The following is a 24527-nucleotide window of genomic DNA, read 5'->3' on the forward strand; positions in this document are numbered from 1 at the left end:
TTTATGAATAAAAATCTTATATTTCGCGGAACAGAAATTCACAAATCTGCTTATCTCGATGAGGATATATTCCTCACCGAGCAAAAGACTGTCTTTATGCAGAGCTGGCTTTATCTGTGCCACGGCAGCCAGATCCCCGCAATCGGGGATTATTTCACAACTGAATTAGCATCACAGCCATTAGTCGCGATTCGCCAGAAAAATAATGAAATAAAAGTACTTTATAATCGCTGCCCACATAAAGGCGTAAAGATCTTACCCGAAACCAGCGGTAACAGTGGGCGTTTTCTGCGCTGTCCCTATCATGCCTGGACATTCAAACCTTCAGGTGAATTACTCAGCATTCCGGTAAAAACCGAATATGAATCCGGTGTACTGTCCGAGTGCGAAGCCAGCATCGGTATGAAAGCTGTTGACAATGTAGTGTGTTATCGCGATTTCATCTTTGTACGACTGAGTGCTCAGGGTCTGCCATTTGATATCTTCTTCGGCGATGCTCTCTCGACGCTGGACAATATGATCGATCGCTCCCCTAAAGGAGCATTACGAGTCGTTGGTGTACCACTGCGTCATCGTCATCATTGTAACTGGAAGATGGTGATGGATAACCAAACTGACACTTGTCACCCTATGGTGGCGCATGAATCTTCAGCAGGAGAAGCGATTAATCTCTGGGCTCAGGCTGATCAGCAGGGTGCTCAACCTACTGCGGTGGAACTTTTGGCTCCTCTTATGTCTCCCCACGCTTTTTTTTCTGAGATGGGGATCCGCATCTGGGCTAATGGTCATGGGCACACCGGTGTCAGTAATTCCATCCATAAAGACTATTCAGAAATCCCCGATTACTGGGAAAGTATGGTGGAGAGTTATGGTGAGGAGCGGGCACAGCAAATCTTGAACGATACACGACACAATACCGTGTACTTCCCTAATCTGGTCGTAAAAGGGCCTATCCAGACGTTACGCATTATTCGTCCGGTTTCCGCCAGCGAGACTGTTGTCGAATCCTGGATTCTGGAGCTGGTAGGGGCACCACAAAAGATGCTAGAGCGTACTATACAGTACAACAACTTAATCAACTCCCCCTGTTCAATAGTGGCGCATGACGATGTGGAAATGTATGAACGTGCTACCGAAGGACTAAAAAGTCAGGCTAACGAGTGGGTCAATATCGCCCGCCTCTATGATCCTGCGGAACGCTGGGATCGAACCACTCAAATGTCAGGAACCAGTGAAGGCGCAATGAGAAACTTTTATTCCATGTGGCAACGCATGATGGAGGGAGGCAATGGAGAATAACAATGTCATACAGACCCTGACTGATTTGATTTATCACGAAGCCTGGCTACTTGATGAACAGAAATTTGACGACTGGTTCGCTTTGCTGGCGGAGGAATATACGTGGTGGATTCCATCACGACACGATCAACTTAGCCCGCTGACAGAGTCTTCTTTACTGTATGAGGATCGCTTTGTCACACAACTGCGTATCAATCGACTTCGTAATACACGTAATTTTTCGCAGCAGCCACGCAGCCGCTCACAGCATCTGCTCCAGCACCCCATCATCAGTTGGACTGAAGGGGAACAGAGTGCCAGTGGCGTTAGTCAATTACTCTACAGCGAAAGTCGTGGTGACAGAGAGTGGCATTACGCCGCACGTCTCGAACACCAGTTTCACTGGCGTGAAGGACAATGGCTGATCAGCGGACGCAAAACCGTCTTACTTAATCTTGCTCGGCCTTTCGACAGTTTGCAGTTGATTATCTGAGACTCAATCATGACAACAAATGATACCTCATCTGCCCCAACCCCCCTCATTTCCGTTTATCGACACGCTATGTGACTATGGGGCTTTTTTGGTACAAGTTGAATCACAGCAAGCTCTTGGGCATTTACCTGACTGTCAGCAGAATCAACAATGGGATGTATCCGGTTTGGTTCATTGATATTTCTCCCGGCATTTTGGCCTGTCTCTTGATCATAATTCAAGAGACAGGTTTCAATCGGAGCTTAATAATAGAGACTAACTCAAAGAAAAACGGCAGCGTTTATCGTCGTCTTTCAAGTTGCCTCTTTGTTGGCTGCGATGCACCTTGAAATCCATTGTGTATATAACCAATATATTTAGAGGATATTAGTTACTACAGAAAATATAAATAATAAACTTCTGCGATTAATGTATTCAATTATAAATTGACCTTTCAATTAATACTAAAATTCCTCCTGTTATTTAAAAATGCTATTTCCCCGGACAGGAATACATAATGAAATAGGTATATCAAATATTGATACAAGATTCTGTATAATTCAGAGTTAAACATTAGAAAAACAGATTGATTATTATATTTCTATTTGGAATAATGCGCGGCAAATTAGGACTGACAACAAACTATAAAACTGGATAAAGTACGTTTACCCAGTCAAAAACCCAATTAAGATAGTTTAAAAATAACTTTAAAAACGGTCAGAACCTTCCAACATCATTCTTCAACAAAGCCTCAGGGATTAATTATTAGTACAAATGATTTATATCGGATAACGAAATAAATCTATTAGAAATCATTACATCCAAAATATGAGCAGACAAATTTATTAACCTTTATTGGGACATGGTTCCCAAGATTGTTCTGTTCAAAAAAATGAGTCTTAAATATGCAAAACTTAACCCATGTTAAAGCGCTATGTGCTTTAGCAGATCCTTATCGTGCCTGTGCCGATCATGATGCGTTATTTAATGATGCCATGCGTGAACTGACGTTATATCACTGTGAGCATACTCCGGGCTATGAACAGTGGCTGGCAAATAATGGTTTAAATAAACAATCTGTAATGGCAATGGATGACTGGTCAGCCCTGCCACCTCTTTTTGCCAATTATTTCAAACGTAATTTGATCGTGAGCAACAGCTCGGTAGATGCTTTGGAGTTAACGTCCTCAGGCACAACCGGACAGAAGAGCCGTATGCACTATGACAACCGAAGTATTACGGCTGCGCAGAATATGGTGGATCGTATTTTTAACTATTATGGCTGGAATACACCTGACCAACCCTGCAATTACCTGCTACTCAGCTATGAACCTGCCGGAGCCATTTCTTTGGGAACCGCTTACACCGATCAGTTTCTGTGTAAGTATGCACCGGTAAACCGCTCCTACTATGCCCTGCGTCATAACGGAAAAAGTAATGAGTTCGATCCTTTCGGTACGATTAAGGCCTTACAGGAATTTGCTGAAGAAGGGCTGCCAGTGCGTATTTTCGGCTTTCCGGCTTTCCTGTGGTTTACCCTGCAAAGAATGGAGCAAATGGGGCTACCCCCACTGAAATTACATCCGGATTCACTGCTGTCTCTGGGTGGTGGCTGGAAAACACATTCCGATAAAGCGATCTCTAAACAAGAACTGTACCAACGATTGGAAAAACAATTAGGTATCCCGAATGTCCGCTGTCGCGATGGCTACGGTTCCGTTGAACATCCAGTGCCTTATATGGAGTGTTCTCACCATCGTTTCCATGTTCCGGTCTACTCACGGGTCTATATCCGTCATACCGCTAATATGTCACGGCAACCTTATGGCGAACCGGGTTTTCTGCACTTCGTCTCTCCTTTTATCACTTCCAGCCCGGCGCACAGCATCGTTATGAGTGATCTGGCGGTACTACATCCCGGAAGTCAGTGTGGCTGTGAGCTGGATACTGATTGGTTTGAGTTGCTTGGTCGTGCTGGTACCAGCAAAAGTCGTAGTTGTGCTATTGCCGCTTCAGAATTGATAAAAGAGGCCTGAGATGTCTTCCATAGAAAATATTAATGAGCAGCTTTCTGTAGAACAGCTGGCAAAACAAAAAATTGCAAAATTAAGTGCACGTTTACCAGAGCTTCTGGCACGGCCTCATACTGCGGAACAAGTGCTTGAGTGTGCACAACGCTTTGCTGATCATCTTGCCGATATGGATGATCACCCTCTTTTTGATGCCAAAACACGTGAAGCATTGATTGCTTTCTGTCAGCGTGAAGCGCTACAGGCTAAGCTGGAGCGGGAACTGGGAAAAGACGCATTTTCCCTGCGTCGGTTTGATTATAACCAAAACCGCTATGAGTCATGGAAGCCACTGGGGTTGGTCGTTCATATCACACCTTCCAATGCTGCACTGCTTCCTTTTATGGCTGTGCTGGAAAGTTTACTGGTCGGCAATATCAACTGGCTACGTCCGAGCAGCAGTGATAAAGGCTTTAGTGAACAACTTCTGCATGCGTTCCTTGCTCATGACATTTCCGGTGATTTAGCTGATCGCGTCGCTGTTCTGTCGTTACCTGCCACACAGCTGGGAGCGTTGTTAAGTCAGGCCGATGCTGTTTCTGCCTGGGGCGGAGACTCTGCATTATCTTCCATTCGTAGCCAGCTGCCGGCAGGCTGCCGCTGGATAGACTGGGGACACCGTATCAGTTTCGCCTGGCTAAGTCCTGAAGCAGTCAATGATGCTCAACTGGATGCGCTGGCAGATGATATTTGTTGTTATGACCAGCAAGCCTGTTCCAGTCCGCAATGCCTGCTGGTTGATAGTGATGATCCGGCCGTTTTGCAGAATATCGGGCAACGTATGGCAGCCGCCCTTGAACGTCGTTCCGGATTGCATCCTGCATTGCAGGCAGATGTACAGGAATCCGCTGAAATTACCACTCAGATGGCATTTCAGCACCTCGATTTCGCCTTCGCTCCGGTAAATGGCAAACTCTGGCAAAACGATGGATGGCGGGTAGTATGGCGACATGAGCAGGAGCTGGCTGCATCTCCCCTGTTCCGTTCATTACAGTTACGTCCGGCACCCCGTCAGAAATTATGTTCTATTCTGCGCCCGTGGCGTAATCACCTCCAAAGCTGCGCTTTGATTACCCGTCAGGAAGATATCGCAGAAATGAGCCATGCTCTGTTCGCTGCGGGAGTCAGCCGCATAGCCTCCGCCGGTCAGATGCATAATGGCTATAGCGGTGAGCCGCATGATGGCGTTTATGCATTATCACGCCTTGCCAAACGGGTTTCTGTCAGCCTGCCTGCTGGTACGCTGGATGGCTGTGCACATCTGAATACGCCGCCATCCCGCCCATACGGGCTGGATAACCTGCCAGTTATGAATAAGGCAGATTTTCAGGCACTGACTCCAAACGAAAAAGGCCGTTTGTACTTCCGTAGCGGAGGCAGCAGCGGAGCACCAAAACTGGCGGCTTACAGCTATTCCGATTATCACACACAAATGCAGTCAGCCGCTGACGGGATATTCGCTTGCGGGCTTGAGCCTGCTACAGACCGGGTCATGAACCTGCTGTACGGCGGAAAGCTATATGGCGGCATGATGAGTTTCTTCACGATCCTGGATAAGCTGGATGTCGCTCAATATCCGATGGGCGGCCCCACTGACAGTGATTTCAGCGAAATAGCGGACTTAATCATACAGGAACGCATTAATACTCTGGTCGGTATGCCAAGCACGATACACCGATTATTCCTGAGTGAAGCCGACAAACTGCGCCAGTATGGCGGAGTTCGTAAACTGTTTTTGGGAGGTGAGCACCTGAATGTTGGTCAGCGGAATTTTCTGAATGAATTCGGCATCAACCTGATACGTTCAGCAACCTACGGTTCAGTAGATGCAGGCCCATTAGGCCACGGATGTACAGCCAGCGAAGATGGCGTTTTCCATTTAATGGCTGATACCCAATGGCTGGAGATCCTGAATATTCATGATGATAACCCCGTAGCAGAAGGGGAAACCGGTCGTCTGATATTTACCTCTCGCCACCGCGAGGCGCAATCCGTCCAGCGCTATGATTTAGGCGATCTCGGGCACTGGATCAATGAACCTTGTTCCTGCGGCCTAATTACGCCTCGTTTCCGACTTGTTGGACGTAATGGTGCTTTACTACGTGTCGGCAGTATTTTTATCAATCTGGCTGAATTGTCAGAACAGCTGGAAACACCTGTTCAATGGATAATCAATCACAACGAAGAAGGTATCGGTGGTATCCAGTTATTGATTGAAAATCCTGATGTTGCCACAGTCCGCCAATATTTATTGGATCTGGAGCAGAATTCAAAAATTAGGGAAGTTGTCGACGGTGGAATGTTGAATCTGGATGTTACATTTTGCCCAGTATCAGAGTTTCGTCGAAATGCTCATAGCGGAAAAGCACCGTTGTTCATTGACTTACGTAAATTCTGATTAAGTGAAGCGAATATCATGAAAAGCATAGCGTTAATTGATCTGTTCAATCATGTACGTAAACATTCTGTTTATTATCGGGAGCTCTACAAGTCCGTTCCTGATAACTGGACGCTACAAGATTTACCCTTAGTCGAACCCGGTAATTACTGGGTCGGCTCAGAAAATTTACAAACGTGGCCGGTGCTTACCGCCCCACTGGAAGGCGGGCATGTGTTTAAAACGGGCGGCTCAACCAGTGATGGCCGGCTGTCGGTTTTCAGCCAGCAAGAGTGGAAAGCATTTATCCAGTCTTTTGGCAAAGCTGTTGCTCGTCAGCTCCAGCCGGGAGATCGCGTCGCCAATTTGTTTTTTGCGGGCGATCTTTATACCAGTTTACTGTTTATTCATGGTGCTTTGTCTAACTCATCATTACCTATTGTGGAGTTTCCTTTCACTTGTAAAGTCGATGACAATTTGCTGGCTCACAACATTCAGCATCACAATATCAATGTGCTGGCGGGCGTTCCCGTCCAGCTCATCCGCTTTGCTCAATATCTGAAAGAAAACGGGCAGACTCTGCCAATGGTAGAAACCATTCTGTTCGGTGGCGAGAGCCTGTTTGAAGGGCAAATTGCAGCAATGCGTCAGGTTTTCCCGCAGGCTCGTTTTGGCTCTGTAGGCTGTGCCAGTGTTGACGGCGGGTTAATCGGCTTTGCTGATCCCGAATGTGGGCCGGGAGAACATCGGGTTTTCAGTGAAGAGACTATTATTGAAATTATTGATGAGGTTACTCATGAACCCATCACGGAACCGGGGCACCGGGGAATGCTGGTGGTCACCAACCTACAACGGCAACTAATGCCGGTACTCCGCTATCCTACCGGCGATCTGGCCTGCTGGTGTGAACCTGAGCATCCCCATCGCAAGTTTGCACTTCAGGGGCGTGCCAATCAGGGCTACCGGATCAGAGTGGGTGATCTTTCCTTATTCCCTGACGACTTAGCAACCCAGTTGTCACCGCAAACCGAACTACTCGCCTGGCAATTGGTACTATCTCAGGAAGAGTCGGAAGACAAAATCAGATTATTGGTGGCCAGCCCTGAACCCGTTAATATCGAGAAAATACGCCATAATATGCTACTGGCATTTCCGGGTCTGAACACAGCACATTTCCGGCAAAATATGCTGGAGATCGTTCAAACCAATATTGATGCAATGTATACCCACCCGCGTTCAGGCAAATTACAGCGGGTTGTGGATCTGCGTAGTTATAATTGAAGGATAAAATTTATGACGACTTTTCCTTCAGCTATTTTGGATTCTGCTATTCAGATCCGCAGCTACCAATCGGGTGACAGTAAACATATCAGCAAATTATTCCGTGATATTTACGGTGATTCGTATGTCTATCCTGATATCTATCTACCCAAATTGATAGAGGATTATCAGACTACAGGAAAATGGTATTCCGCTCTGGCTTTTTCTCAGGGGCGGCTGATTGGCCATGCATCACTTGTCAAGGATGCGGTTCAGCAGGCTCAGGCAGAGCTGGCGCTGGTTGTGGTGTACCCAGAATTTCAGGGCAAAGGTATTGCTACCTCTTTGGGGAATTATTTATGCCACTATGCGAAAGAACAGCAATATCGTTTGCTGACGATAAAACAAGTTTGTTCGCATATGAAAAGTCAGTATTTAGCCCAGAATCTGGGCTTTTATTCAACCGCGCTGATGCTAGATTATGTCGATTCTCCCTTCGGGTTACCGGAGCCTGAAAGCATTGTTCAGGGTATTTTGCCACTGAAATCGTTTCCATTGCCTAAACTGAATTGGCCGCAATCCTGGCAGAACTGGGCCAACCAGATAAGCCAATATGTTGGTGAGTCATCACCTGATCAACAACAAAAAGGCTGTACTCCTTTTACTTCCGGTGCATATGCGACTTCCCAGATAAAAGGGCGACGTCTGGAAATCACATTGTATGAAGCTGATACAGACTTTTTATCTGAGATCATAGATTACCCGGCTAATCAGTTAATCTATCTGAAACTTCCGGCTAGTGAAGAAGCACTACAGTTCTATTCACAATTGCAAAGAGGCGGATTCCGCTTTGCCGGACTGTGCCCTGATCCCCAAGAAGGGTGGTTTTTGCTCTGGCTACGGGGTTACCAACCAACGCTCTATCAGTTTTCCGATATCAGCATACAGCATCTCTACCAAATGGAATTGGGAGAAACGGCAGGGCACTCACGACAACCCTACGTAAGTGAACTGGTTCCGGGTTAAAACAGCTCGTCTAACTGCTCGAAGAATTCACGCTTGGCTGCGTTATCAACGTCGCCAAGCGTATTAAGAAACTCCGCTGCTATATCCACTGAAATCTCTTCACGCAAGTTACGGTGCACAAATGCGATATCCAGCCAGCGATCAGCCACACCTCCCCGCCCAAGATCAATAAAGTACAGATCGTCATGTTCATCAACGAAGATATTGCTGTCACAGAGATCACCGTGGGAAAACACTCGCTCCTCACTGGGTAAAGTAGCATGCAGATGCTTCAGCAAACTCTGTGGAGTCGTTATTCCCGGCCACTGTTCAAGATCATATTGCTCAGCACACAAACCGTGATTCAGAAAATACTCAAGCTCATTGAGACGAAACCCCGCGCCAGAATCAAACGGACAATCAACAATAGGCACAGACTGCATCTGACGAACAGCTTCGTGAAACAGTTCCAGTACCGGCTGCCGAGCATTGAGCCGTTCGTATAATGGCTTACCGGGAACAGCGCGGGAGATCATAAATTCACCTCCTGAATTTTCTGCCACACAGACAACTTCCGCGACATTCAGACGATCAGCCAGCCAATCCAATACTGAGGCTTCCCGCATGACACTATAAGTCGTACTGGCATAAACAGAAGGCGAGTATTTGAGAAAAAACCGATCATTCCCGCGAATGAAGCTGTAAACACAACAAGGAGATTCACCAATTTCATCAGGGATTAAAGCCAAATTGCCGATAAAACGGTCAATGGATGGGGGCAGTTTAGGCAGCATTTATCTTCCTTTTGTCATTTGAATGACCTAAACACAACACAGAAATAGATAAAAATTATTAAACAATAAGGTCAGTTTGACAGCATATCTGATAATATTCGGGTTGCCACTCGAAACAGACTTTAAATATTTATAACTTAGTAAATAAAAAGGAAACAATTGCTATCGGGCTACTCTATGTTCCCTTATTCTATTCTGCCGTTTTCTTAACTGAATTCGTCAATGTTCTGACCAGAAAGCTGATCAGGATCTAATTTTGGTCAAAAAAACACTTTACAAATGATATTGAGAACGATTATCATTATTAACACTTTCAGTGCACCACCTTCAGGGTCATGTGAAAGTACGACATTGCTCACATTGCTTCCAGTGTTTACTTTATAGCCAGCAACTTAATGTTGGCTTTTTTTTATGCTTAATATCCTCTTTTTATTATTCAAAATTTTTGATTCTTAACATTAAATTTCTAATATTTCATATTTAATTCCATCAACTAGACTATGAAAAAATGTTGAGGGATTTTGAATATGATTTACCTACGTAAGGCTTCAGAACGAGGCCACGCTAATCATGGCTGGCTGGATAGCTGGCACACTTTTTCATTTGCACATTATTATGATGCCAACTTCATGGGCTTCTCTGCCCTAAGAGTCATCAATGAAGACCTGATTGATGGTGGTCAAGGATTTGGCATGCATCCTCATCGTGATATGGAAATTCTGACTTATGTTCTGTCCGGTACAGTAGAACATCAGGATAATATGGGAAATCTGGGACAAATATCAGCAGGCGAGTTTCAGATAATGAGCGCGGGTACTGGTATTCGCCACTCAGAATATAATCCACATCAGGATAATCCTCTTCACTTATACCAAATCTGGATTATGCCAGCAGAAAATAATCTGACACCCCGCTATGAACAACGCCGCTTTGAGTCGGAAAAAAATCACCAGCTCATACTTTCACCTGATGCCCGTGATGGTTCATTAAAGATATTTCAAGATATGACGTTATGGCGTCATACATTGAAAAGTAGTGAAAGGTACGAATATCATATAGAAAAACCGCGAAAGGTCTGGCTTCAAGTGGTTCGCGGCGAAATCGATGTCAACGGTGTAAAAGCAGGGATTAGCGACGGTATCGCCATCAGGGATGAATCCGACATTCAGATAACGGCAAATCAACAGAGTGAAATCTTATTGTTTGATCTGCCGCCTAATTGATCACTCTTCCAAAAAGTAAGAAACGTCATAGTAATAAACCCCGCTAGTTTTTCAACGGGGTTTGTTAACAACCTGAAGTGGGATCGTTCTCCCACTTTATTTAATGCAGGTAGTCTGAAACTCTTACAACTTCGGCCCAGCTTTTACCAATGCAGCACCAGCGGCGGTATCAGTGTATTTGTCGAAGTTATTAATGAAACGTTCAGCCAGATCTTTGGCTTTAACATCCCACTCCGATTTATCTGCATAAGTATTGCGTGGATCAAGAATACCGCTATCAACACCCGGCAATGTCGTTGGGACAGTCAGGTCAAAAATCGGCAATTCGACGGTATCTGCATCTTCAATATCGCCATTTAAGATTGCATCAATAATCGCGCGGGTATCTTTGATAGAGATTCGTTTGCCAGTGCCGTTCCAGCCAGTGTTAACCAAATAGGCTTTTGCACCGGATGCCTGCATACGCTTAACCAGCACTTCAGCATACTGTGTCGGATGTAACGACAGGAATGCCGCACCAAAACACGCGGAGAAAGTCGGCGTTGGTTCAGTTACGCCACGCTCTGTTCCGGCAAGTTTAGCGGTAAAACCAGACAGGAAGTGATACTGAGTCTGTTCTGGCGTCAGGCGGGAAACCGGAGGTAATACACCGAAAGCATCAGCCGTCAGGAAAATAACTTTTGTTGCGTGTCCGGCTTTTGATACCGGCTTAACGATATTTTCAATATGGTAGATAGGATAGGAAACACGGGTATTTTCTGTTTTAGAACCATCGTTAAAATCAACCGAGCCATCTGCCAGCACGGTGACGTTTTCCAGCAGGGCATCACGGCGAATAGCGTGATAAATATCCGGTTCGGCTTCTTTCGACAGATTGATGGTTTTTGCATAACAACCACCTTCAAAGTTAAACACGCCGTCGTCATCCCAGCCATGCTCATCATCACCGATCAGTTTACGTTTCGGATCAGTGGAAAGCGTGGTTTTTCCTGTACCGGAAAGACCAAAGAAAACAGCGACATCACCCTGCTCACCCACGTTAGCGGAGCAATGCATGGAAGCAATACCTTTCAGTGGCAGCAGGTAGTTCATCATTGAGAACATGCCCTTTTTCATTTCACCGCCATACCAAGTACCACCGATCAGTTGCATTCTTTCTGTCAGGTTAAAAGCAACAAAGTTTTCAGAGTTCAGGCCCTGCTCTTTCCATTGTGGATTCGTGCACTTAGCACCGTTCATCACAATGAAGTCCGGCGTGAAATCGATCAGCTCTTCATCCGAAGGGCGAATAAACATGTTTTTGACAAAATGAGCCTGCCACGCCACTTCCGTGATGAAACGCACTTTCAGGCGAGTATCCGCATTCGCCCCACAGAACGCATCGACCACAAACAAACGTTTGCCTGAAAGCTGCTGAGTAACTAACCCCTTAAGATGAGACCAGGTTTCCTGACTGAGAGGTTTATTATCGTTCTTACCTTTTCCCTGATCTGCCCACCACACTGTATCGCGAGTCACTTCATCACGTACAATGTATTTATCTTTAGGAGAACGCCCTGTAAAAATCCCAGTATCTACTGCGACAGCGCCAAGGTTGGTCAATGTTCCTTTCTCATATCCCTGTAAAGAGGATTTAGTTTCTTCAGAAAATAACAATTCATAGCCTGGGTTATAGATAACTTCGCTGATATCACGAATACCATAAACCGCAAGCTCCTGCGCAGTAACGCCTGTAACGCTCATTTATTGCTCCTGATCAGTTAGATTTAATCTCTGTCTCAGCCGGAAATAATAAATAATTATGACTAATTAACCGCGATTGTTATCAAAAAATTGAAATCTTATTATTTTTTTTAGTGTTATATGAGACACAGAACACGAAACAAAAAGTTTTTAATAATAAAAAGGGCGTATAAATACGCCCTCCAAAATCAATACATAAATACAATCAATATAATTATTATTACTTCACTTCTTTTATTTTATTAATCGCTTTTTCATCGAAAATATAATGCATTCCACAGAACTCACATTCCATGTCAATTTTGCCATCTTTATGCAGAATATCTTGCAGATCCTCTTCTGGTAAAGTTGCCAGAGTATCGGCACAGCGTTGATGAGAACAGCCACAACGGAATTCAACTTGCTGAGGTTCATACAGGGTGACATCTTCTTCATGGTAAAGACGATACAGAATTTCTTTGATATCCAGTGTAAACAGCTCTTCACCTTTGATGGTTGTCGTGAGCTGAACCAGATGGTCAAGCATATCAACATCACCAGTTTGCGCGCTCGGCAAGTTCTGCAATAACATGCCACCCGCCGCCATTTTGCCATCCTGCACACCGGTGCGGATAAACAATCTGGTTGGTAACTGTTCTGACTGCCTGAAGTACGCATCCAGACATTCCGCCAGTGTCTCTCCTTCCAGCGCAACAACACCCTGATAGCGTTCACCTTCTGTTGGCGTAACTGTAATGACCATATAACCATTACCAACCATATCACGCAGGCTGCTCTCAGCACTGATATCACCATCAATACGGGCAGTACCACGCATTTGTTGCTGGTTATTACCATTGATAACCGCCAGCTTAACCGGCCCGTCGCCCTGAATTTGTACGGTAATATCTCCGTTGAATTTCAGGGTTGCGGTCAACAGGCTGGTTGCGACCAACAATTCACCCAGCAACTGCTGTACAGGTTGAGGAAAATCGTGATTTTCCAACATCCGCTGGTAAGTCTCACTGACGGTAACAAGTTCACCCCTGACAGAATGACTTTCAAATAAAAAGCGGTGTAATTGGTCATGCTTGATCATAAATCTCTCTCATTTCACTGAGGCGGTTATTCCCTTTATCGTTCGAGCCGCCGCTCTGCTGGCAGCACGAAGCAACTCGAATTTAGTTAGGAATGTCCCGACTCATTTAATTTTGTATTCTTGAACTTAATCAGTGTACGCCGCTCTTTCTTATCCGGGCGACGATCAGGATGTGGCATCGTTAGTGCATTCATTTTACGGGCTAACGCCATTTTTTCCCGTTTAATAATGCTTTCTTCCGTTTCCTGATAAAGCTGCTGGGCTTCTGTAGCACCACGCCTTTGGCTACTTAGGGCCAGAACGGTGACAGTTCTCTCATCACTACCCTGACGCAGTTTAATGACAGCATTCAACTCAACCAGTTTACTCGGCTTTCCACGCTGACCATTATAATGGACTTTTCCTCCATCAATCATGTCACGCGCAGTGGAACGGGTTTTGTAAAAACGGGCTGCCCACAGCCACTTATCAAGGCGAACAGCTTGATCGTTGTCTGAATTAGGCATGATGGTTCTCTCTGATTGTTCTGTTTCAATATTAACGGGTAATGTGTAATAACAATACCTGATCGGAGATGACAAAAAACAGGTTCAGGGTAGCATAGCCCACCGGATTATCGCTAACTCATTGGTGGTTGTTTCATATTGAAACAACTATCGTAGTGCTGTTTTATCCGCAGAAAACGCTGCCTGTTTTTTTGTTTTTTCTGGATAACCAGTATTCCATTGACTATCAGCGTCGCCATAATTACCGCCAGAAAAAGGCAGCTACCCAAATAACGAATCAGTGTTATAGAATCAGGCTCACTGTGCAGCGTTATATGGCGGGTGCCATTTGCATCTTCCGATAACTCCGTTACGATACCTTTCGTTTCAAATGGCATATGCATCAACATTCCCGCCTGCTGTAATAAATCATGCCATTGCTGCAATGCATTGGAATCATAAGTAGAAAACGATGAAATAGGATATTCAACTAATGGACGATTTTCATCACTAATCAATAAAACTCCCCCCGGTGGAGGACTGTTCAGGAGAATACTGTATCTATCCGTTTCCCGCTGGACAAATGAAGCTGCAGTGGAATCAACTAACTTTCCTAATGCATCCGCACTGACAGAACGTAGTAGAACCTTAGTTCCATTCAGTTTCCCTTTTTCAGCCTGACTTAGGAGATCATCCCAACTTTTGGCATTACTTAAATTGACGAGTGCATTTTTCAGCCGGTTACAATCGCCTTCCTTGAAGCAAAGCGCATTCGTCTTCAGAATAATCTGAGGAAAATTGTCGAGTAATATCATTCCCGACTTAGCAATCACTTCATTCAGGCCGGGATTATATTTCCGGGCATGCTCCATAGGACGCAATTGCTCATTCACTGTTGTCAGTAACGCCGAAGCTTTATTAATAATCTCCGATTCCGGAATGGGTAGTGAACTGCCATTGTTCCAATAGATACCAAAGCAATCAAACGGTAAAAAAGAAAAATCATCCGGGGAAGAAAGTGTCCCTGATTTTGGTGGCATGTAACACATTCCCGTACCTTTAACCCTCAGCACATCCCCTTCCCGCAGTGGCATATTTGATAACTCACCGGCATCAGTAATGACGGTGGTGTTATTACCATGCAGCCACGCGAAACTTAATCGCATTGATAGACTAACCGGCTGATAAAAATACAATACAAGCATGGCTAAGACAGAAAATACCACCAGCATCTGATTCTTCTGGTAGCGCTGAGAAGGGTAGAGCCTTTCCTCCTCATGCAATGAAAGATGCTGCCCCTGACGGACAACATGGCCATTGGAGTACATTTCTACATCAGTATTTTTATCAAGTTCATGCGCAACATACGGCTCCCAATGAACAGGATAAATGAGATCAACGCCTCCAAGAGAGATGTTCTTTTTGTTTTCCTGCTCAAATTCACTAAATACCCCCCAGCGTTTCAATATTCCGCTGAAACAGCTTATATTCAAATAATTACGTGCAGAGGGTAACCTGAAAAACGGCCAGAAACTGGCAAGAATAAACAGCACAGAAATCAACATCAGCCACGGCAATAATGGCGAAGGAACAAAAAGAGCCAGAAACCACAACGATAAGCCAGCACACATCAGCACACTTTCCTGAATACCTGTTGAGTGGCGCAGGCGATACTCTTCCCGGGTTTCTTTACGCAGGTACAACAGATTGGCATTCGAATTACCGTTTTTCTGAATTGAAGCGTGCTCTGCTTTTTTGATACTCGGTGTCACCAGCAGGTCTTGCTGATAGTCTGTCAGACTGTGACCATTTACCGCAATGACCAGCGGAATTGAAGATGTTTCAACAATATCGATTGTATTTCGCTGATTAACGAAAGGTTCAAGTAAGGCTGGAAAATAGATTTCTGTTTCATCGAGATAGTAACGCCAGTGCTGCGTTTCCCCGGAAACAGCAGAAAAACGGCTGATAGTATGGTTAATGGTATAAACGTTATTATCCCTGATGGGAAATACCGGATAGCCAGATACGTAGCTTCTGTCTAATTTCGTCTGAGGTAGGATATTTTTCAAATAAGATTCAATAACTTGAAATTCGACTGCACTCAACTTACGACTGACTGTGTTAGTCTTCAATGACATATAACGCGCGTTATCAGACCGCCTCCATCTGAAAGTCAGAAAGGAAGCCATTATAGTCAGGCTAATAAGAAAAATAGCCAATATAATGACCAGTGAGCTCATTTGTTCTCCACGCCCATGACAGCTGTAAGAAACTAACAAAATAACAATCGAAAGAAACCCACAGAATCAGGTTATTCCTATTCTCGACTTCTATTTTTAATTTTATTTACAACATGTTATATAAATTTTCTCACACCAATTCACAAAAAACAGCATTTTCTGCAAAGTAGGACCATAACAAAAATACATACAAGCGATAATCGCTATCATTTACTAACATAATCAGCCATATTAAAGCAAAGTTTAAATACGCAACAACCATCAGGGGCAAGCATGATTGAACTGAAAAAGCCTAAAATATTGAATATAAGTGATATTGCCCATTCTCGTTTATTCAACATCCAGTCCGTTGATCTTGAATTCAGTAATGGTGCCAGACGTATTTATGAACGAATGAAACCAGCCAATCATGAAGCGGTGCTCATTATTCCGGTCATTGGTGATGACTTACTTCTGATTCGTGAGTACGCCGTAGGTATTGAACAATATGAATTGGGTTTTCCTAAAGGCGCGATTGATGCAGGGGAGAGTATTCTTGAAGCGGCTAATCGTGAATTAAAGGAAGAGGTGGGATTAGGTGCCAGAAAACTGGAGTTGTTGACAAAATTGACGATGGCGCCTTCTTATTTTTCCAGCAAAATGAACATCGTGATTGCACAGGATTTATACCCCGAAGATCTGGAAGGAGATGAACCGGAACCACTGGTACAGATCCGCTGGCCTATAGCTGACATGATGTCACTACTGGAACATCCCGATTTCAACGAAGCCAGAAATGTCAGCGCTTTATTTTTTGCACAGCGATACCTGAATGAAACATGTTAAGACCACGCTTACAGCAGCGCTGATTGCTTATCTGAATAATAGAAATTAATAATATAACTTTATGAAAAAGGGGGTATTTGAGACAACCATCTTTAATACCCATTTTTTCACTATACTGAGCATACACAAAAGCATTTACTTTATTAAAAATAACAAATAAACATAATTATTATTATTTAAAAATTAATACCCGCAATTGCAATATTTTCCTGATAATCCCTTTATGATTCATTCAATAAACTCAACCCGTTAAAACCCCATTGAAATAAAATAACTTTTTAATAAACGATCAGATCCGAAATATATTTTAGGCTGGATAGCTCACAATAACAGGCCATAGTGTAACCGTTTCAATAGCGCCAGAAACATAACTTAATGTTATGAAAAAGGTGTTACGAAGAATAGAAGTGCCGTTTTCTTTTAATCGAATTTCTATTTCAAAGGTAATCATGTATGGCAAATAATATAAATTCACAGATTAGTTATAAGACACTCTTTAACGATAATCAGGATCTTTATTGTTTTCCGGGTTTACCCGAAGCCAATGACGGGCCGTTAGCCTATCTGGTTGAGCTGTACCAACAGATTCAGATGTTTGAAAAAGATGCAGACAAAGAGAGTGCCCGTTTTCTCAGCCAACGGCGGGCTGATATCGAAAAATTATTGCTTGATAGCACTAACCTCAATCAGACCAGCAGCCTGTTACCACTCGTCATTGAAGCTCTGGCTGAAAAAGTCAAAAATCATATCAATAATAATCAGCCCTTGACGCATTCTCTGGCTGATATGTATTACCCACTTTCGTTACCATTCCATTTTCCGCTAAAGCAAACTACAACCGTATTGGCAAAAAAAGAGATCCCATTACTGGATTTGATTCAACGGGCAGACAGCAAGTATCCCAATTTTATTGATGACAATCTGAGTGCTGACTCGCTGCAAACAGCCATGATGATAAGCAGCACACTGGCACCGAAACTTCAGGCGCTATTACTGGAAACATCGCAAAGCAGCCAAAAAGATTTCTTCGAAAAATATTACGGCCTAAAAGGAGATACAGCCAAAGCCGCAGGATCTCTGGAGCGTCTTACCGTATTCACTCAACAAACCGGACTGACTTCTCAGGAAGCGGAATCGTTGTTTGCGGTTAACGGAATCGCCGAAGAAACCAAGACTCATAGTATCGTCACCTACTCCGGTAACGTCACTAAACCGGGTAATGCGGATAAACAATTTCCTTCCGGTGCCAACTATGCCGCTTCCTACATCAACGCAGGTAAAGCTCCCGCTCTCTATCTGGAAAAAACAAAAGATAAAGACACGGCAAAAAATGTTATCCGGATTAAAGGAGCCAGCAACGATAACTTTGACCGTATCCAGCGTTTCCTTCATATCCAGAAGGCATTAAAACTCAGCTATGAAGAGTTAGATCTATTGTTGGTAACAGCAAATAAAGCAGAAAAACAGACTGAGTTTTTAATAACAGAAGCAACTCTGCGCACATTGGGGGTATTTCTGCATTTTCAGCAGGAATATAACGTCAGTGCAGAGCAATTTGCCGCTTTTATCGGCCAAGTAACCCCCTACTCTCTTGAGAACAAACTCTCTTTCTTTGATCAGCTTTTCAATGCTCCGGGATTGTCACAACAGGCATCTTCTTCATTTGTGCTGGTTCTGGATGATAAAGAATTTGATCCCGCCGCGACCGAAGGCATTGATGCATTAACTGTCAATCAGTTATGCCGGGGATTGAATATTGATGATGCAACCTGCCAGATATTGCTTTCTTTCGTTATGCAGGCACAGAACCTGAGTAAACCCAAACGTTCGCTGGATGTGGTTTCCGCCCTGTACCGTCTGGTTGCCGTACCTCGCATGCTACGCATGTCGGTGAAAGAAAGTTTAGGGCTATTGTTGTTATTGAACCGCGATAATCCAAACTATCTGCAACAACTGGCAGGTATTCCGGTATTAGCTAAGGACGCTAAAGCCATTGATATTCTCGATGTACTTATCGCTGTCATGAATGCCACGCAATGGATTAAGCAACATAATCTATCCCCCTTGTCCCTTAACCTATTACTGATGCCTTATCAGGCCGGCAGTAATACTTCTGCTGATATTGAAAATATTGATTGGATTAAAAAAATAAAATCCGTTATTCCCAGTGCAAACGATGCCTTACTGAGTGAAGATAAAATCGCTTCTGCCATGCAGGGTTTTCAGACGAAAAACACATCCGTCATTTGGATGACAGCGCTCGCCAAACTGGTGGATACACAATTCGGTATTGTTCTGGACAGTGTTATTTCAACCAATGATGGTGGTGAAAAAGCACTGTTCAATGAAGTGAATAAAATACTCAAAGATCTGGCTCAGGAAGCCGCATGGAAACAACAAGGGAATATCTGGACACAAAATCTGGTTACATTACTTATCAATGCGTTTGTTGCTCAGCAAGATCTGATTATTAACGCCGTTAATCATGTATTTGACATCGATAATACGCTTTCCCTACCGCTATTACGCTGGACAAACAACAAACAAGCTGATTTTCTGCGTAATACCATAGCATTGTCCCGCAATTTAGGTGATCAACAACACAAAGATAAAGCTGTTGCTGCCTGGTACGATCTCAGCCGTTACTCCACGATTTGTAATATATTCAAACTAACAGAAAAAAGCATAGAAACCCTGATTGACCATCCGGATTGGTTCAAACTGCAAAAAGATGGCAAACTCCGCGCTCTTGATCTGACCTTCCTTCATCGCCTGAGCCGCTATAGCGACTGGCTGAATTTATTACCTGAGAATAAAACAGAAGACGATGTTATTTATTATCTGCGTCAGGCCAACCAAATCGGTCAGAACTCACCTGCCACAGACGTCTGGAGCGTAGAACAGGCGGCCGCTAATCTGGCTGAATTGATAGGCTGGTCAGATAAAGAAATCCTTCGGGTAACACAATACTTTACGCCGAAAGTGGCACAAAATATTGTCGGCATCAGTAACGTCATGCGACTGAAAGCCTTAGCAGAGAAAAGCGAAATGTCAGTTCAGCCGCTATTAGATGTGGCTAAACTGAGCACCGCATCCGGTTATGATCACTGGCATCAGGTCAGTAGTGCTTTATTTGCCGCTATTAACCCCGAAGATCAATCCCAGCCCGAAGGCTTACTCAATGAACTCTGGCGTAATGCACTGGTAGATTATCTCTTACAGCGCTGGGCACCTTCTGATGATTCATTATCAGATATCGTCACCATTGAAGACCTTTCAAACTATTTTCTGACTGATATACAAGTTGCCGCAGAAGTTGATACCAGCCGGGTAGCTTTCGCCATCGCCAGTTTGCAACGCTATTTATTCCGCCTCTTTTCTCATCTGGAAATGGGCTATGATGCCATTCCCATCACTGATGAAAGAATTGAATACTGGAATCGCTATCTGAGTCAATATAGCCACTGGCAGGTCTGGCAACGGCAAAGAAACTTCCCGGAAAACTTTATTGACCCGACACGCAGGTTACGTAAAACAAAGGCATTTAATGACTTAGAAAATGATTTGGGCCAGTCCCGTTTAAATAACGATATGCTGCAAACAGCTATTCTGCGTTATCTCACCGAATTTGAACGGATCAGTAATCTTCAACTCATCAGCGGCTATATTGATGGCACAGATCCCACGAGTGACCGCTATCACTTTATTGGCAAAAACAATTCTGAACCAGTGGAGTATTACTGGCGAACGCTTGATATCAGTTTACGTGACAGCAATAACATCATTAGCCCACTGGCATGGAGTGAATGGGAAAAAATCACTCTGTCTTTATCAGGCACCTTACTGGCAATCCGGCCCATTGTGATTTCTGGTCGCCAATATGCTATATGGGTTGAACGTGAAGCCACACCTCTCATGGGAGCTGATCAAAAACCCACAGATTACCGTGCTATCAACGTAAAATTTACTTTCAAGCAAAGCAATGGGGAATGGAGTGCGCCCAACGAATTATTCCGTCTGGATGGCACCGATGCTAACGGTGAATATCCAACTAAAGACGGTAAGCGGATCCCTGATAATGAAAACTATTACCTAAAAGATGAAAAATACAAACCTGCGCTGATTGCAATGGTAGACGTACAACGTGAAGAAGATCCCTGGATGGGAGTTCTGTTATACGACACCAAAGAAAAAGACAGCAGCACATGGGTAAAAAACAAAGATTATTATCTGGAGCTACGAGATTTATTATTAGTAGATAAAAAGACGCTCGATGGTGAAAGGAAGATTGTCGAAACGTGGTATAAACTGTTTAACAATCCTGATACCTTACAACATCATTATGCTGGTACAGAGAAATTTGTAACTGTTAAAGAAATTGAGGCAAAAACCAAACATAACTTCTTTAATCTTAAGCCATTCAGATCTCCAATACTGACTTTAGATGTCAGATTAGATCCAACGAAAACCAAACTTCTATTAATGGGTAAGAACTCGCTAATCAAGTTTGACACTAATAATCAGGCTGCGTCAGTTAATTCCAATAAACTCCCTACCAAAGAACTCCAATGGGTAATCAATACTGATGACATTCATATTGAAGCTCAAATACCGGCCAGTGACACAGGTCTTAAGACCTTTAATTTTCAATGGAAAGGGCAAAACACCCCAACAGAAGTATTCACTATAAGTTATGGCGAAACAAAACTTTTCCAGTTATTACCCAATGAGTGGAAAGAAAATAAAATTATTAAAAGTTGTGATCTTTCATGGGTTAGCGGAAAAGTATTCCAACAAAGTATTCAATGGGATGCTAAAAATGACAAGAAACTCTCAATCTCAATTGAGGGAAACAATACTTCTATCGCCAGTAAGCAATACCAGACTAAAAATGAAAAGTTTGCAAAATCTTTTTTTGTTATGGGAACTTATCCACAAGAAAAATCACTATTTGGCCAAGAAGTATATCTTAATGGCCAGGCATCAACGGGAGAAATACCATTTTCTCTTCAGCCAGACACTAAAAAATATTATTTTATATTAGGTTCAATTTTTATGTTGGATCAAAATAATCCAGCAGACACCTCAAGATTTGTCGAGAATGTATACGAGGTCACTATCGGGGAAAGCGACAAAATTCCCTCCATCACATTGCAGCGAAGCAAACAACAGGCACAATATCTCGATATCAAAACATTAGGATTCAATTCCACCGCCATCAGATTAAACACACTATTTGGCAAGCAGCTGGTTGCAAGGGCTACTCAATCTATAGAACGAGTTCTGGCATGGGACTCCCAATCATTACCCGAACCCGCCTTAGATGACAAATCATCACTAACCAAAGTCGATTTTAACGGGGCTAATGGGCAATATTTCTGGGAACTGTTCTTCCATCTTCCTTATCTGGTTTCAGCCCGGCTCGGTGACGAACAACGTTTCTACGATTCGCGGCGCTGGTTTATCAACTATCTGTTTGACCCTTATGGCGGCATTCGGATGTGGAATTCTCGCCCAATTATTGAAAGTGGCAGTAATCTTCCATCATCATTCAACGAGATCGATCCGGATACAGTCGCTTACAGCCAGCCTGTCTATTACCAGAAATCCCTATTCCATTACCTCATAAAACTTTGGATGCAGGAGGGGGATTACCTTTATCGGCAACTGACCAGAGACAGCCTCAACGAGGCCGGTTTACTTTACCAACAGGCGCAGCAATTGCTCGGGACATTACCGGAAGGCATAGATGCAACGCGCTGGCATCCTGTCACTCTGGACAAGATAAAAACGAGCTTTAAACCGAATGTGCGGGCTATTGATAGCTTATTTATATCTCCTTTCAATACCCAACTCATCGAACTCCAGCAAACACTGAAAAATAGGCTGTATAACCTGCGTCATGGCCTGACAATTGATGGCAAAGCATCATCGTTGTCACTTTATGCCAGTGCTGCCAATCCAAATAATTTAGCGCAGAGAAATACAGGGTATGCCACCAGCACCCTCAGCAACATGCAGCAGCAAATTCCGCCATATCGCTTCCCAATCATGTTAAAACGCGCCAGTGATGCCGTGAAACAACTAACTGAGATGGGGCACCGATTACTTCAGGCGACAGAAAGCGAAGTCAATGCAGAGCAAGAGGTACTGGAACAATCACAATTGATTAGGTTGTCTGAATTTGCCATTGAACTGCAACAAGAGGCTGTCCAGATGGCCCAAATGGGTAAGGCAACACTGGAAGAAAGCAAGAAAATGGCTCAGGAGAGATATGATCATTATCACAACCTGTATGAAGAAAACCTTTCTTCTTTGGAAGTCTCCGCCATCAGCATGAAAACCATGTCAGAAGTTGCCAAACTGGCTGCCGCTCCTTTCTACGTTACTGGTGCCGCACTGGAAGTTGTCCCCAACATTTTTGGTATGGCAATGGGAGGAGCTAAATATTCAGCCCCTGTCACCACGGCGGCTATCATCGCACAACTCACTGCGGAAGGATTAGATATCGCCGCCGAAAGGTTGCAGGACGGTGCAGATTACCAACGTCGCCGTCAGGATTGGGAAATTGAATACAAGCAGGCTCAAAGTGAAATCAATATCATTGAGATGCAGTTGAAAGAGCAGGATCTGTTAATTAAGAGTGCCCAGATTGCTCTGAAGGAAGCTCAGGCTCAGCAATCCACAGCCCGCGAGCTGTATGAATTTATGACCACCGGATTTTTGATCGTTCCCACCTACCAATGGCTGATGGGGCGTCTTGCTGCCCTGTATGCTCCGGCTTATGACGCAGTGTTATCCATGTGTCTGATGGCAGAAAGTAGCTGGCGCTATGAAGTCGGAGATTACAAACGTCAGGGCTTTATTAAAACCACGGCGTGGAACGACTCTTATCGTGGGCTACTGGCTGGGGAATCATTACAACTGGATCTGCTACAAATGGAAAACACATGGTTACAGCGCAATGAGCGCCGTTTGAATATTAAGAAAACGGTCTCCCTCAGTTCACTACTAACGAGCGGCGGGTTAAGAAAACAGATCGATAATAAACAATCCATCAGCTTTACCCTGAATCCAAAACTGTTTGATGACAATTATCCCGGCCATTATCTGCGTCAGATTAAACGGATTTCCGTTTCAATCTCTCTGGATACTCTGAATCTTGGCTCTGTCCTGTCATCAGAGATTAGTGCGATCCTGACCCAAACCAGTAGTTCTACCTTAACCCATCCGGATATGGACGGAGTTAATTGGCTCTATGATCCAAACAGGAAAGCAGGTAACAGCAAAAATGTGGTTAATAATCTGCGCGCTCAACAGCAAATCGCCCTCTCTTCCTTGAGTGAGGATGATGGCAGTGTGGCGAAAGAAAATTGGCTATATACCCTGATGTTTGATGATGACCGTTACCTGCCGTTCGAAGGTACAGGCGCTATTTCCACCTGGACACTGGAGTTCCCTGATCAGGATGTGATCGATAACATATTTTATTATCCGGGGCTCGTACCTGTGTGGCGGTTAAAAGATATCAATATTCATATTCACTACACCGCTGTAGATGGCGGTAAACCATTCGCAAAAGCTGTGAAAGATAAAATGAATAAATAGCCCTTATGCTATAAAAATTGATAAATAACCTATAATAAAAGGCTCCGTCAGTTTCCTGACAGAGCCT

At 43.9% G+C, this 24527-nt stretch carries 14 protein-coding genes; 9 read left to right on the forward strand and 5 right to left on the reverse strand.

Going from position 1 to position 24527, the window contains the following annotated elements; genetic code table 11:
* The first annotated feature begins 3 nt into the window (after nt 1-3).
* The 6 genes from AACX68_RS18090 (at nt 4) to AACX68_RS18115 (ending at nt 8482) form a co-directional block, all read left to right on the forward strand.
* Nucleotides 4-1299, forward strand: coding sequence for an aromatic ring-hydroxylating dioxygenase subunit alpha (locus tag AACX68_RS18090; RefSeq protein WP_228858184.1), 1296 nt, complete (start codon nt 4-6; stop codon nt 1297-1299).
* Complete coding sequence (locus AACX68_RS18095) at nt 1289-1771, forward strand: aromatic-ring-hydroxylating dioxygenase subunit beta (protein ID WP_228858185.1); 483 nt, start codon at nt 1289-1291, stop codon at nt 1769-1771. The genes AACX68_RS18090 and AACX68_RS18095 overlap by 11 nt, the downstream gene beginning before the upstream one ends.
* An 884-nt stretch (nt 1772-2655) precedes the next feature.
* Nucleotides 2656-3786 (forward strand): LuxE/PaaK family acyltransferase, encoded by a 1131-nt coding sequence (locus tag AACX68_RS18100; RefSeq protein ID WP_228858186.1) that lies wholly within the window; start codon nt 2656-2658, stop codon nt 3784-3786.
* 1 nt (nt 3787) lies between these two features.
* Complete coding sequence (locus AACX68_RS18105; RefSeq protein ID WP_228858187.1) at nt 3788-6217, forward strand: acyl-CoA reductase; 2430 nt, start codon at nt 3788-3790, stop codon at nt 6215-6217.
* Nucleotides 6218-6235: 18 nt separating this feature from the next.
* On the forward strand, nt 6236-7477 hold the full coding sequence (locus AACX68_RS18110; protein ID WP_228858188.1) for a phenylacetate--CoA ligase family protein: 1242 nt from the start codon (nt 6236-6238) through the stop codon (nt 7475-7477).
* A 12-nt stretch (nt 7478-7489) separates the two neighbouring features.
* The gene (locus AACX68_RS18115) at nt 7490-8482 is read left to right on the forward strand and encodes a GNAT family N-acetyltransferase (protein ID WP_228858189.1); all 993 of its coding nucleotides are present in this window, start codon (nt 7490-7492) and stop codon (nt 8480-8482) included.
* On the opposite strand, the gene AACX68_RS18120 is transcribed toward AACX68_RS18115, so the two are convergent.
* Nucleotides 8479-9255, reverse strand: a complete 777-nt coding sequence (locus AACX68_RS18120) for an APH(3') family aminoglycoside O-phosphotransferase (protein WP_228858190.1) — start codon at nt 9253-9255, stop codon at nt 8479-8481. The genes AACX68_RS18115 and AACX68_RS18120 overlap by 4 nt on opposite strands.
* A gap of 527 nt (nt 9256-9782) precedes the next feature.
* Between AACX68_RS18120 and AACX68_RS18125 the strand changes: the two genes are divergently transcribed.
* Nucleotides 9783-10478, forward strand: a complete 696-nt coding sequence (locus AACX68_RS18125; protein WP_228858191.1) for a pirin family protein — start codon at nt 9783-9785, stop codon at nt 10476-10478.
* A gap of 123 nt (nt 10479-10601) precedes the next feature.
* On the opposite strand, the gene pckA is transcribed toward AACX68_RS18125, so the two are convergent.
* The 4 genes from pckA to AACX68_RS18145 form a co-directional block, all read right to left on the reverse strand.
* Nucleotides 10602-12221 (reverse strand): phosphoenolpyruvate carboxykinase (ATP), encoded by a 1620-nt coding sequence (pckA, locus tag AACX68_RS18130; RefSeq protein WP_228858192.1) that lies wholly within the window; start codon nt 12219-12221, stop codon nt 10602-10604.
* A gap of 220 nt (nt 12222-12441) precedes the next feature.
* Nucleotides 12442-13299, reverse strand: coding sequence for an Hsp33 family molecular chaperone HslO (gene hslO, locus AACX68_RS18135; RefSeq protein WP_228858193.1), 858 nt, complete (start codon nt 13297-13299; stop codon nt 12442-12444).
* 86 nt (nt 13300-13385) lie between these two features.
* Nucleotides 13386-13805 (reverse strand): ribosome-associated heat shock protein Hsp15, encoded by a 420-nt coding sequence (gene hslR, locus AACX68_RS18140; RefSeq protein WP_099111038.1) that lies wholly within the window; start codon nt 13803-13805, stop codon nt 13386-13388.
* 113 nt (nt 13806-13918) lie between these two features.
* Nucleotides 13919-16027 (reverse strand): IgaA/UmoB family intracellular growth attenuator, encoded by a 2109-nt coding sequence (locus AACX68_RS18145; protein WP_228858194.1) that lies wholly within the window; start codon nt 16025-16027, stop codon nt 13919-13921.
* A gap of 273 nt (nt 16028-16300) precedes the next feature.
* Between AACX68_RS18145 and nudE the strand changes: the two genes are divergently transcribed.
* Nucleotides 16301-16852 (forward strand): ADP compounds hydrolase NudE, encoded by a 552-nt coding sequence (nudE, locus tag AACX68_RS18150; protein WP_228858195.1) that lies wholly within the window; start codon nt 16301-16303, stop codon nt 16850-16852.
* A 453-nt stretch (nt 16853-17305) separates the two neighbouring features.
* The gene (locus AACX68_RS18155; RefSeq protein ID WP_228858196.1) at nt 17306-24460 is read left to right on the forward strand and encodes a Tc toxin subunit A-related protein; all 7155 of its coding nucleotides are present in this window, start codon (nt 17306-17308) and stop codon (nt 24458-24460) included.
* The last annotated feature ends 67 nt before the right edge of the window (nt 24461-24527 follow it).

Origin of the sequence: Xenorhabdus sp. PB61.4, from assembly GCF_963894935.1 — a bacterium.
Lineage (GTDB): Bacteria > Pseudomonadota > Gammaproteobacteria > Enterobacterales > Enterobacteriaceae > Xenorhabdus > Xenorhabdus stockiae.

Excerpts from the sequence above, each read along its gene's own strand:
- AACX68_RS18090 (WP_228858184.1), top strand. The coding sequence starts at position 4 with ATGAATAAAAATCTTATATTTCGCGGAACAGAAATTCACAAATCTGCT.
- AACX68_RS18095 (WP_228858185.1), top strand. The coding sequence starts at position 1,289 with ATGGAGAATAACAATGTCATACAGACCCTGACTGATTTGATTTATCAC.
- AACX68_RS18100 (WP_228858186.1), top strand. The coding sequence starts at position 2,656 with ATGCAAAACTTAACCCATGTTAAAGCGCTATGTGCTTTAGCAGATCCT.
- AACX68_RS18105 (WP_228858187.1), top strand. The coding sequence starts at position 3,788 with ATGTCTTCCATAGAAAATATTAATGAGCAGCTTTCTGTAGAACAGCTG.
- AACX68_RS18110 (WP_228858188.1), top strand. The coding sequence starts at position 6,236 with ATGAAAAGCATAGCGTTAATTGATCTGTTCAATCATGTACGTAAACAT.
- AACX68_RS18115 (WP_228858189.1), top strand. The coding sequence starts at position 7,490 with ATGACGACTTTTCCTTCAGCTATTTTGGATTCTGCTATTCAGATCCGC.
- AACX68_RS18120 (WP_228858190.1), bottom strand. The coding sequence starts at position 9,255 with ATGCTGCCTAAACTGCCCCCATCCATTGACCGTTTTATCGGCAATTTG.
- AACX68_RS18125 (WP_228858191.1), top strand. The coding sequence starts at position 9,783 with ATGATTTACCTACGTAAGGCTTCAGAACGAGGCCACGCTAATCATGGC.
- pckA (WP_228858192.1), bottom strand. The coding sequence starts at position 12,221 with ATGAGCGTTACAGGCGTTACTGCGCAGGAGCTTGCGGTTTATGGTATT.
- hslO (WP_228858193.1), bottom strand. The coding sequence starts at position 13,299 with ATGATCAAGCATGACCAATTACACCGCTTTTTATTTGAAAGTCATTCT.
- hslR (WP_099111038.1), bottom strand. The coding sequence starts at position 13,805 with ATGCCTAATTCAGACAACGATCAAGCTGTTCGCCTTGATAAGTGGCTG.
- AACX68_RS18145 (WP_228858194.1), bottom strand. The coding sequence starts at position 16,027 with ATGAGCTCACTGGTCATTATATTGGCTATTTTTCTTATTAGCCTGACT.
- nudE (WP_228858195.1), top strand. The coding sequence starts at position 16,301 with ATGATTGAACTGAAAAAGCCTAAAATATTGAATATAAGTGATATTGCC.
- AACX68_RS18155 (WP_228858196.1), top strand. The coding sequence starts at position 17,306 with ATGGCAAATAATATAAATTCACAGATTAGTTATAAGACACTCTTTAAC.